This is a genomic window from Candidatus Hartigia pinicola (assembly GCA_020541205.1).
Classification (GTDB): Bacteria; Pseudomonadota; Gammaproteobacteria; order Enterobacterales; family Enterobacteriaceae; genus Hartigia; species Hartigia pinicola.
In genome coordinates this window covers 173375-185631 of sequence record CP048208.1, presented here as the reverse complement: position 1 = coordinate 185631, position 12257 = coordinate 173375, and the positions used below count along the sequence as shown (strand labels likewise).

Here is a 12257-nt window from a genome sequence, read left to right as displayed (position 1 = left end):
CAATATGAAATCAACTGAAATATATTTGAATTTTTGAAAATAATAATTTTTTATTAAATATTCATGATTTTATACGCTATATTTTTATATATTATATATGAATGAAAATTCATTTATATCCGTACCTAGAGATGAGTTTAGTTTTCATATTATTGAATATTTTCTTCAAAAATTTCATCTAATACTTTGAAATATAATCATTTATATCTTTTACAGTTCAAAGAACAGCCTACAGTAGTAAGATGAATCAATATATAGTTTAATAAAATTAAAACCGTATTTCTCAGTAATGAAAATATAAATACTAGTACATAATAGAGATATCTAAATTTTTATATTAACTTTCGTGTATTCGAAATAGTCATTATTTACTGATATATTCTCCCTGAGTTGTATTTTAAACAAAAATAGCTGATATAATTTATTAGTGTGAAATCATTTTATCAAAAATAGAGCACAACCTTCTAGAAAGAATACTCAAATATAATGAGAAAAATTTTTGTTAAAATTGATCAGAATATCAATCTTACTTTAATGATCGTTAATGCATTATAATTAAGAAAACTAGTACTAATTATAAGATTCCAGGATATAAATCAAAAATTTTGCGACATTAAATAATGTATAACACTGCAGATTCACCTCTTACATTACTAAATAATCTTTTTGTTAAAAATGGATCTAACCCTATATTTTAGGATATCAGATTATTCACATTGTAATCCAGTGTTTTTTATCTATCATTAAAAAAATAGAAAAATGATAAAAATTAATATAATCAACTAATTAAACTATGACTAGTCATAAGCACAGTGCGTTTGATACACATTAAGTAAGACTGATAACTTAGTTTTAATTGAGTATTAATATAAGTGATTAAATGACAGGAAAGCTTGGCTATTACAGTAATTATCTCTTGACTTCATGTACTAGCATTTTTAAACTTTACTTTAACATAATAGCACATAATAATATTATTCAGAACGTTTTTTATATGCTACATTATCCCTCAATACTCCTAGTGTATATTTAATAAATTACGGTATATATTTTTTACTAATTATCTTGATCTAATTACTATGAGTGATATAATCATTTATTTAATATAAGTAAATAAATAACCATAATGATTATCTAAATTTAATTTACTCCACAATCTACACTAACGCTGCTAGTAACAATAAATAAAATACAATAAGCTTATCACTCAATTCTACCATACATTTGAAGATAAAATGTAGTTTTGCATCGTTCTACTTTATTTATTAAAATTTTTCCTTGTATCTTATTTTAATGATAACAACATCAAGGATAACACTTAAAATATTATTTTATTCTTTCTAAAAAACATATTATGTGACCATCTTTACAAATACATTTTAAAATTTACTACTAGTAAGTTTTACTTATCATGCTTTAGGATATAAACTTATCAATAGATCGACTAAATAATTCACATACTTTTTAATTAATATAACTACACAACTCTCTGAATAACCTAGATATTAAAGAATAATACTTAACTAATTTAAATTCCATTAGAATTGTGTTATAAGACATTGTATTCTAGCAGAACGATAAACAGGTTTGAAATATATATGTATACTAGCTATACTTTTATAAAATCGTTTTAATTCCATCTGAGTTTTTAAACTAAATTAATATAATGAAAAAAACGATAGTGAAAATAAGAATACATCAAATTTATGCTTAGAGTTAATGTTCAAAATATCAGTCAGTAAACGTTTTTTAGTATTTTGTGAGACTAATAAAATAATTAATTCTTTTAAATTTTTTACAGGTACGTGATTGAAATTTCTTGACTTCTTTTAAAAGAATACTTTTATATACTAAAAATCAACATTTATTTTTACACTTCATGAAATTCTATTTACAAACTAAAATATACTTTAACCAACTATACTTGGTTAAATTGTAGTAAATATTAAATTTACGTTTTCATTTTATCAAAAAAAAGATATTATTGTAATCTTATCATTAACATAATGATAAGATTACAATAATAGAAAACTGTTTAAGTCATAAGAGGTAATTAATTAGCTTTTCTAAATAACTGTCAAATAATAGATATTCAGTTGATACACTAAAATTAGATGTGTCAGTATCTTACATAATCCTTCTAAATTTTTTAATTTTATTCTTGTTTGTCATATGTATATTTGACAAACACATGCTAAAGCATCACACTACAATACGTCAGTTTCTTATGCTTTACTATTTTGAAATTTTTTAATATATAAAAAATAATATTTGAAAATTTTCTACATATCAATATTATATTGATAATATAGACATTATTTATCAAATTAATTTTTATATAAAATATAAACTATTAAAGTACTTTTTGCGTAACATAATGTATGTTTATACTACAATTGTATAAAATAAATTGTATTATATTTAGCAAGATTTACCACCTCATACTAAGATGTTTTTAATCTGATTCAAAAACAGAACATAACTTTAATATACAATAAACACATTGAAGACTATTTCTGTCTGTAAATATTTCTAGCATCTACATAAATATCAGATATTCTACTTTTTTAAAACATGACTATAGTACTTTTTCCCACTAGAAAAACTCATGAGGATACATAATAGTACACAAAATACCGTACATACATTAACTCTTCAGAAGTATTAACATTTTTCTCTAATGGAAAATAGTTTAATCTTCTGTACTATTTGCAAGCACTGTCAGTCCTGTAATGGTTTATTATTTTAATATAAAATTATATTTAAAACAGATACTAAGTAATTTATAATAATTAAAAGTATTCACTGAAATTATATGATAAAACTCATTTAAAATTAATCAAGCTTTTTACAGCATTTTTTAATTAACAAAGAAAGAAGTAAAATAATATAATCACTTAAAATAACAAAGAACCATTTATATACCATTAATAATATACGTAAAACATATTAAGACACAAAGTGCTATCCTGAACTATTTAAATTAATTTAATAAAGTATAAAATTAAATTTACGTTTTGTCATAATATGATCTTGAAATAATTTTTCTAAAAAATAATATTGCCTTTACTTAAACTTCTTAGTATAAGGCTAAAATTGAAGTAAAACACTAACATTTTAATAAATTATTATTTTACTTATTATTTTAAATTATTAATATAATCTAAGTCAGGTGATGTTGCTTCGTCATCTACCCACCCAGATGTAACCTTAACCCAAAGTGCAAGATATACTTTGGCATCAAATAATATTTCTATATCAATACGTGCTTCTGTTCCAATTTTTTTAAGTTTTGTGCCTTTATTACCTATTATTATTTTTTTTTGACTTGCACGTTTAACTAAAATTAAAGCATTAATATAAAAAATACCTTGCTTTATCATTTTTAACTGTTTAATTTTAACTACTACACAATAAGGTAGTTCATCACCTAAAAAACGCATTAGCTTTTCACGAATAATTTCTGATGCCATAAAACGTTGTGAATGATCAGTGGTATAATTATTGGGAAAATAATGATTAGCTTCTGGAATATGCCGTCTAACTATTTTGCTAATCATATCAATACCTTTATATTTTTCTGCGCTCATTAGAAGGATATTAAAAAAATTCATTTTTTTGTTTAGAAAACTAATATAAGGTAAAAGAACAGTTTTATCAGAAATATTATCAATTTTATTAATTGCTAAAATTACAGGACAATGAAAACTTTTTACTGTATTAAGAACAATTTGATCATCATCATTCCACCTTACACCTTCAACAACAAAAATAACTAACTCTACATCATTAATAAAGCTAAATCCTACTTTATTCATCAAAAAATTTATAGCCCATCTTTCTTTAATCTGTAGTCCTGGAGTATCAATATAAATAATTTGGTATTCATCTTCAGTATGAATCCCTATAATACAATGACGAGTTGTTTGAGGCTTTTTAGACGTAATTGATATTTTCTTCTTCAATATTTGGTTTAGCAAGGTTGATTTACCCACATTTGGTCGACCAACAATAGCCACAAAACCACAATGGGGTTGTTTTTGACTCATTCAATCTCCAGAATTTTTAATGCTTGCTCTGCTGAGGCTTGTTCAGCTTTACGGCGACTTGAACCTACACCATCAATTAATTGATCTATACCACTAATCTCGCAGTGAATCGTAAATTCTTGATCATGAGCTTCACCGCGAACCTGTACTATTATGTAGTTAGGTAAAGGTATATGCTTCCCTTGTAAATATTCTTGTAATCTTGTCTTTGGATCTTTTTGCTTGTTACTCAGACTAATATTATCCAACCTAGTATGATACCAATCAAGAATAATTTTTTCTATGACTTGAATATTACTATCAAGAAAAATGCTACCAATCAATGCTTCTACTGTATTAGCGAGTATAGATTCACGACGGAAACCACCACTTTTAAATTCTCCTGGCCCTAAATATAAAGATTCACCAAGTTCAAATTCACGAGCAAGTTCTACCAACGTATTTCCACGCACAAGAGTGGCTCTCATACGACTAAGATCTCCTTCATCCGCTGTAGGAAATCGGTAATATAAGTCATTTGCAATTACAAAATTTAAAATAGCATCCCCTAGAAATTCTAAACGTTCATTATGTTGGCTGCTTGCGCTACGGTGTGTAAGAGCCTTAATCAATAACTCATATTGATTAAAATCATAGCCAATTTTACGTTGTACTTTTTTAAGTAAATAAGGATTCATGTGAGCCAAACTATTTTTTCTAATTTACAAGAAGCGCAAATAACAGACCTGTAAAATACAAAACTGTGACGTTTGCACTAACTCCTTAATGTTATTCAACTGTACTTGATGCAAAGAATTCATCTAAAAAACAAAAATTAGTTGATTGGTAAAAATTTTAAATCCTTTACAAACTAATTGATATAAATTAAATATATTTAATAATATAAAATAAATAATATTTTTTATCATGTTTGTCATATACAATCCAAAAAACTAACTATGCTAAAAATTATATAAACTATTCAGTATAGTCTAACGACTATTTGAGTAATGTAATACATCCATGCTTTTCATACTTACTTATCTTTGCTATTTTCTAGAATCAAACTACAATAATCAAGAGATATACAATACAATGATTAAACTAATGGGCCAATACGAGTAAATCGTATTCCAGTCGGCCATTTTTTCTCTTGTTTCTCTAAACTTAACCAAATAAATACAACGCGACCCACTATATTCTTTTCAGGAACAAATCCCCACATACGACTATCTGAGCTATTATCTCTTCCATCGCCCATCATAAAAAAATGTTTGTCAGGTACAATCCATTCATTAGTTGGCATATTTGATTGAACATAAAGCGATTCAGTGAATGCCTGACGAATAATTAAGATCTGATGCTCCACTATATCAAGTTTTTCACTTTTTTCATACTGACGTAACGCATTACTAGGAATTTCTTGATCAATAGGAACTTCATAGTTACTAATTTGATTTTCACTAAAAGAGTCTTGATTAAAGAACATTGTCCATTTACTTGGTAAAAGTTCAGTATAGATAATTGGTAAGTGCTGTGTACAATTATTATCTGAACAATTAGGATAAATAATTAATTCTTTCAAATCTGGATTATAAACAATTTTGTCGCCCGGTAAACCAATAATACGTTTTACAAAATCAACATTCGGATTTTTAGGATATTTAAATACTGCGATATCACCACGAGAAGGTTTACCTGTTTTAATAAAAGTAGTATGTGTTATCGGATTTTTCAAAGCATATGAAAATTTTTCAACTAATATGAAATCACCAACTAACAATGTTGGCATCATAGACCCAGATGGAATTTGAAAAGGTTCATAAATAAATGAACGCACTACGAACACAACAGCTAATACAGGAAACATTGAAGATCCGATTTCAACCCATAATGGGCGACGTACAACATTTTTTGTTTTATACAAAATTAGCGAATATTGATTTTTTTCCTTAATTTTTTTTAGATTTCTCTTCCGTTTAGGCGAAAACTTAAAACGGTCCAAACACCAAATAACCCCTGTTATAAATGTACTAAGGGTTAAAATTAAGGCAAAAGTATTCGCCATTGAGATTCCTTATAATTTCACTAGTTTTTACCAACATGTAAAAGAGCTAAAAATGCTTCTTGTGGTAACTCAACATTACCTACCTGTTTCATTCGCTTCTTACCATCTTTTTGTTTCTGCAAGAGTTTCTTTTTACGGCTAACATCACCGCCGTAACATTTAGCAAGTACATTTTTACGCAACTGCTTAATTGTAGAACGAGCAATAATATGGTTTCCTATCACTGCTTGAATTGCAATATCAAATTGCTGTCGAGGAATTAATGTTTTCATTTTTTCAACTAAGTCACGACCACGATACTGTGATTTTTCTCGATGAGTAATCAAAGATAACGCATCAATATGCTCACCGTTAATCATTACATCAACTCTAACCATATCTGAAATTTGAAAACACTTAAACATATAATCTAACGAAGCGTAACCACGAGATGTTGATTTTAATCGATCAAATAAATCTAAAACAACTTCTGACATTGGAATCTCATAAGTTAGTGATACTTGATTACCATGATAAAGTATATTTTTCTGAATCCCGCGTTTTTCAATGCAAAGTGTAATAACATTGCCTAAATATTCTTTTGGAACCAAGATATGACATTCAGCAATTGGTTCACGCAACTCTTTAATATTATTTAATGATGGAAGTTTTGTAGGGCAATCAACAAATATAATTTCACTATTTATTTGTTGTACTTCATAAACCACTGTAGGAGCTGTAGTAATCAGGTTTAAGTTATATTCACGTTCTAAACGTTCTTGAATAATTTCCATGTGTAGTAAGCCAAGAAAGCCACAACGAAAACCTAAACCGAGTGAACTTGATGTTTCTGGTTCATAAAAAAGTGACGAGTCATTTAAACTTAGTTTACCAAGCGCATCTCGAAAGGATTCATAATCATCTGAATTAATAGGAAATAAACCTGCATAAACTTGTGGTTTAACTTTTTTACATCCCGGTAACGCTTTATCTGTTGGATTATTAGCACCTGTTAATGTATCACCTACTGGTGCACCAGTAATATCTTTAATCGAACAGACCAACCAACCAACCTCACCACAATGTAAGATGTCACGATCAATTTGTTTTGGCGTAAAAACACCTAAACGGTCAGTAGTATACGTTTGATCAGTGCTCATCACTTTCAGCTTATCACCTTTACGTAGAGTTCCATTTTTAATGCGAACAAGTGATACAACACCTAGATAGTTATCAAACCAAGAGTCAATAATTAAAGCTTGCAAAGGAGAATTTGCATTTCCTTTTGGACAGGGTATTTTTTGAATTAATCTTTCAATAACTTCTTGAATACCAATACCTATTTTTGCAGAGCAACATACTGCATCACTCGCATGAATACCGATTATATCCTCTATTTCATCCGAAACACGATCAGGATCAGCGGAAGGTAAATCAATTTTATTCAGTACAGGAACAACTTCTAAATTCATTTCAATCGCAGTATAACAATTCGCCAGTGTTTGTGCTTCAACGCCTTTCCCCGCATCAACAACTAATAAGGCTCCTTCACAAGCAGCTAAAGATCGTGAAACTTCATAACTAAAATCAACGTGACCTGGGGTATCAATAAAATTTAGCTGATAAATTTCACCATTCACTGCATGATAATTAAGAGTTACACTCTGTGCTTTAATAGTAATTCCACGCTCACGTTCTAAATCCATAGAATCTAAAACCTGATCTGCCATTTCTCTATCTGTTAAACCACCACAAATCTGGATAATTCTGTCAGATAAAGTGGATTTACCATGATTAACGTGAGCAATAACAGAGAAATTTCTTATATTATTGATTTTCAATGTAATATCTTCTTTTAAATTGTTTAAAAAATCAATATTTTATATAGATTTACTACACTACCAAATGCTATAAATTATTAAAAAATTACTAATTTTTATATTTTACATAAAATTCCGCTCATACAAAATAATATTCCATGACTTTAGCCTATACAGTGATATACCATTAGATTAATATCATTAATTTCACCTAAGATAAATTAAAACCAACTAAATTCTAGAATTAGAATTTTTATTTATCCATTTATTTAAATAGAAAATAACCTAGTGAGTTACTCTATTTTAAGAACAATAGATCGAAAGATATTTTTATCAAGTGAATTAAGAAGCTATTTTACAAACTAAAAGAACTCAAATCATTTACCTATACTTAAATGATCACTAATAACTACCATAAATTTTAAGTACTGTTAATAATTCCATAAAAAACAAAAATAAAGAAGTGAAAAGAAACTAAAATTACACAACGCAGTGGAATAGTAGTGCCTTGTTAAAAATGTTCTCTGCAGTTTTTTTTGTGTCCACTTCTCATTAATACTTTTATAGTTAACGCTATTTTTTTGAATACATAAAAAATAAAAACCATTCGTTAATTTCAAATATCGAAGATATAAAATAAATTATAGCATAATAATGTTTTTCTTCAATACCAGCTTATAACTATTTCCACTGTTCAATAATGCTTTACTTCTTAAGATAAATTTTATAGTTGTTCACTACATTAATAATATTATAACTCATCACTTAAAGTAATAATATTTTATTTCTGTATCATTACATCAATTATATAAGAAAAGTAAATATGTTAGACCAAAAATACTATTTGTAGCATAAGATCTTATTCAATGAGTTTACATGACAAGAAAACATAAATGCCACAGTCATAAAGCTCTCATCAATTATTGACTATTACAGTTTTCTGAATATCGAAAATATTTTCTAGATAAAACAAGACATTGTCAACCTCTAACCGCGTAAAAGCTCTCCTTAAACTTATGACGTTAACGACATAGAAGTGTTATAATTTCTTCTCTAGTATATTATATAAATATTATCTAATAATGTTTTATCAGTATTATTTCTATCTAATGTTATAATATTTTACATAATAATGATAATGACTCTTTTTAAAAAATCACTGTGATTATATTTAATTAAAAATTTTTTGCAGATATACTGCAATGCAGTAATACACCTTATCCAAATTAACTTCCTAATAAGGTATTACTCTGAGTCATTAAAAAATGTTTAATATATGTAAGTATTTCTTGATATACGTTATTAAAATAATTTTGTCTAAAAAGCAATATGCAGATAATATTACTTGAAACACTTTAAAAAACATTTACAGCGGTGACACACTTAAAATTATAAAATTTTGTTTACTTGGTCACTCCACGTTCTCCAATAACATTAAATGTCATATTCATTGATATTTTTTTAAAATAATCTTAATAAAATTCTAATATCTTGTATTGTGTTAAAAATCATTTTTTAAACTTATATAATATACCTAAAAATTAATATAAAACTTTGATTCATTCTCGCATTTATAAAAATTTATTCCTATAAAGTTTTCCACTGTAGTAGAATAGAAAGTATAAAATATGCTTATGTTTATAATATTTCTGAGGAATAAATATGACTGAACTTTTTTTAGGCGTTAATATTGATCATATTGCGACAATAAGAAATGCCAGAGGTACTCAGTATCCCAATCCTGTACAAGCAGCATTTATTGCAGAGCAAGCCGGCGCTGACGGTATTACTGTGCATTTACGTGAAGATCGTCGCCATATTACAGATAGCGATCTTGAGGTGTTAAAATGTACTATACAAACACACATGAATCTTGAAATAGCAGCGACTGAAGAAATGATTAAAATTGCATGCCATTTGAAACCTGCATTATGTTGCTTAGTACCTGAAAATCGTGAAGAAGTTACAACAGAAGGGGGACTTGATGTTAAAAATCAATATGAAACACTTACTGAAGTAGTGAATTGTTTATCAACAGAAGGGATTCAAGTTTCATTATTCATTAATGCTGATCATGCTCAAATTGACGCTGCACACGCAACAGGTGCGCATTGTGTCGAGATTCATACCGGTACTTATGCAGACGCAAAAACCGAACAAGAGAAAAAAAATGAGTTATATCGCATTCGTAATAGCGTTACTTATGCTGCAAATAAAGGCTTACAAGTCAATGCAGGACATGGTCTAACCTACCATAATGTAAAACACATCGCGTTATTACCCGAAATTTATGAGTTAAACATCGGACATGCGATCATTGGAAGAGCACTATTTAGTGGCTTATCTACAGCAGTGTCAGATATGAAAATACTACTTAAAGAAGCACGTTATTAATGGCTATTATCGGTCTCGGTACAGATATTGTTGAAATTTCTCGAATCGAAAGATCACTAAAACGCTCTACAAATAACTTAGCTAAGCGCATATTAACTCAAAATGAGTTTAAACAATTTCAAAAACAACCCAAGCCTGCGCATTTTCTTGCTAAAAGATTAGCAGTTAAGGAAGCTGCAGCTAAAGCTTTAGGTAAAGGAATAAGCAAAGGATTGGCTTTTAATCAATTTGAAGTAAGTAATGATAAATTAGGAAAGCCAATTCTTAATTTAACAGGTGAAGCAAAAAAACTTGCTAAATATATCAAAGCTACGAATTTTTATGTTTCGATCACAGACGAACGAAATTATGCTGTTTCAACAGTGATCATTGAAAGTTTGCATTATACCTTATAACCTTTCTTTGAAAATAAAAAAGCTTCTACTGTTCGGCAGCATTTCTTCATAAAATATCAATAAATTTTAAAATTTTATATCATTCTACTTATTACAACAGTTAATCATGAAAATCAAGATAAAATATTTTAATATTTATTACAAGTATAATCCATGCAAAATTATGGATTCCAATAAATAATTAAAGTGTCATATAAAGAGCATATCACTCTTGTAAGATAAAAGTCTTTATAAATGAAGTAAAATACTCTAATGAAATGCATTATACAGTCAGTCAATAATCATGTAATTCAAGTATTACTTTCTGTAAAGTATAAGAACTTATGTAATTATCAAATAAAATCAAACATGATGCAATAAAGTAAAAACGTTTAACCTTGAATACAGAATTGAGATAAAATAAATATTAATTCTTTGTTATCATTACAAAATTATAAAAATATCTTTTTAAGATTTTTATGTTTATAACATTAATATTTTTGAGAAAATAATAGCAGTAATACTTTTATATACTATTGATTTCTTCTACAAATTATTAAACCGAGATTATGAAAATATTTGATTATTTTAATACCTCATAAGATATTATGATTTCAATAAAAATAGTTTAGATGCAGTATAACGAAATCGATAGTTAGTAAATATAAAATGATCAAATACTTATCTTTCATTTACTTTACATTTTATCAAAAACAGTAAATTACTAGAAAGATATTTCATAACTGATTTTATGGTTTATTAAATATAACTTATTGTTATGTAAGTTAATTACAACATATAATATGTTTATGAAAAAATTTAGTATGCATTTTTTTAAATTTAATTACTAAGATCAAGTTCATTATTTTTTATATTTTCATTTATATATATTCAGTTCATCTCTTTAGAGGAGTAAAAGTATTATTTTATCTATGAATAGATAAAATAGTTAATAACACTCCCTGTAATTACTTTTTAAGTGAAAGAATTTCATATTAAATTAACTTATTTTTATAATAATACATTTTATATTTTAGTTTATGACATTCTTTGATTATTTTTTAAAATAATTACTTATTAAATAATTTTAATTATTATACTAATTTTTAGTACAGAAAAATTATTATAGTGAAATATACGAACTCTAAATGAAATTAATTTTTATTTATTATATAAAAATAATTTTTTAATTACAGACATCTCATGAATTGAATTTTTAAATATTATTAAAAATTAACTTAAATTATATTTATATAATATTATTGAATGAATATTAAAGTAATATTTATTGTTATATAATATTATATTATATTATATAAAAAATAATAAATACTATCACTTAATTGTCATATTTCATCAGTCAAATAAACAATTTTTATTTTTTAATTAAAATTAGTTATTGTAATTAAATATTTATCTATAATTACAAATTTATATCTTAAAACATTAAAATATATGCTTTATTTATACTTCTATAAGGTATACATACTGAATTATTATATAAAATAACATTATATTTAAAATCATACCATCATTATAACATATCCTCTAGATAAATAAAAATATTGATGGTACTAATATTTACACATGACAG

Annotated in this window: 6 protein-coding genes; 2 read left to right on the top strand and 4 right to left on the bottom strand. The window is 26.3% G+C overall.

Going from position 1 to position 12257, the window contains the following annotated elements:
- Window positions 1–3140: 3140 nt before the first annotated feature.
- The 4 genes from era to lepA form a co-directional block, all read right to left on the bottom strand.
- Entirely contained in the window at window positions 3141–4049 is a 909-nt protein-coding gene (era, locus tag GFV14_RS00430; RefSeq protein WP_457914389.1) for a GTPase Era, read from the bottom strand.
- Entirely contained in the window at window positions 4046–4726 is a 681-nt protein-coding gene (gene rnc / locus GFV14_RS00425) for a ribonuclease III (protein WP_457914388.1), read from the bottom strand. Before rnc ends, era begins: the two co-directional genes overlap by 4 nt.
- Before the next feature lie 401 nt (window positions 4727–5127).
- Window positions 5128–6096 (bottom strand): signal peptidase I, encoded by a 969-nt coding sequence (gene lepB / locus GFV14_RS00420; RefSeq protein WP_457914387.1) that lies wholly within the window; start codon window positions 6094–6096, stop codon window positions 5128–5130.
- Window positions 6097–6116: 20 nt separating this feature from the next.
- Window positions 6117–7910 carry a translation elongation factor 4 gene (gene lepA / locus GFV14_RS00415; RefSeq protein ID WP_457914655.1) on the bottom strand — a complete coding sequence of 598 codons (1794 nt, stop codon included), beginning with the start codon at window positions 7908–7910 and terminating at the stop codon, window positions 6117–6119.
- A 1647-nt stretch (window positions 7911–9557) separates the two neighbouring features.
- Between lepA and pdxJ the strand changes: the two genes are divergently transcribed.
- The gene (pdxJ, locus tag GFV14_RS00410) at window positions 9558–10289 is read left to right on the top strand and encodes a pyridoxine 5'-phosphate synthase (RefSeq protein ID WP_457914386.1); all 732 of its coding nucleotides are present in this window, start codon (window positions 9558–9560) and stop codon (window positions 10287–10289) included.
- Window positions 10289–10684 (top strand): holo-ACP synthase, encoded by a 396-nt coding sequence (gene acpS, locus GFV14_RS00405; protein ID WP_457914385.1) that lies wholly within the window; start codon window positions 10289–10291, stop codon window positions 10682–10684. The genes pdxJ and acpS overlap by 1 nt, the downstream gene beginning before the upstream one ends.
- Window positions 10685–12257 lie beyond the last annotated feature (1573 nt).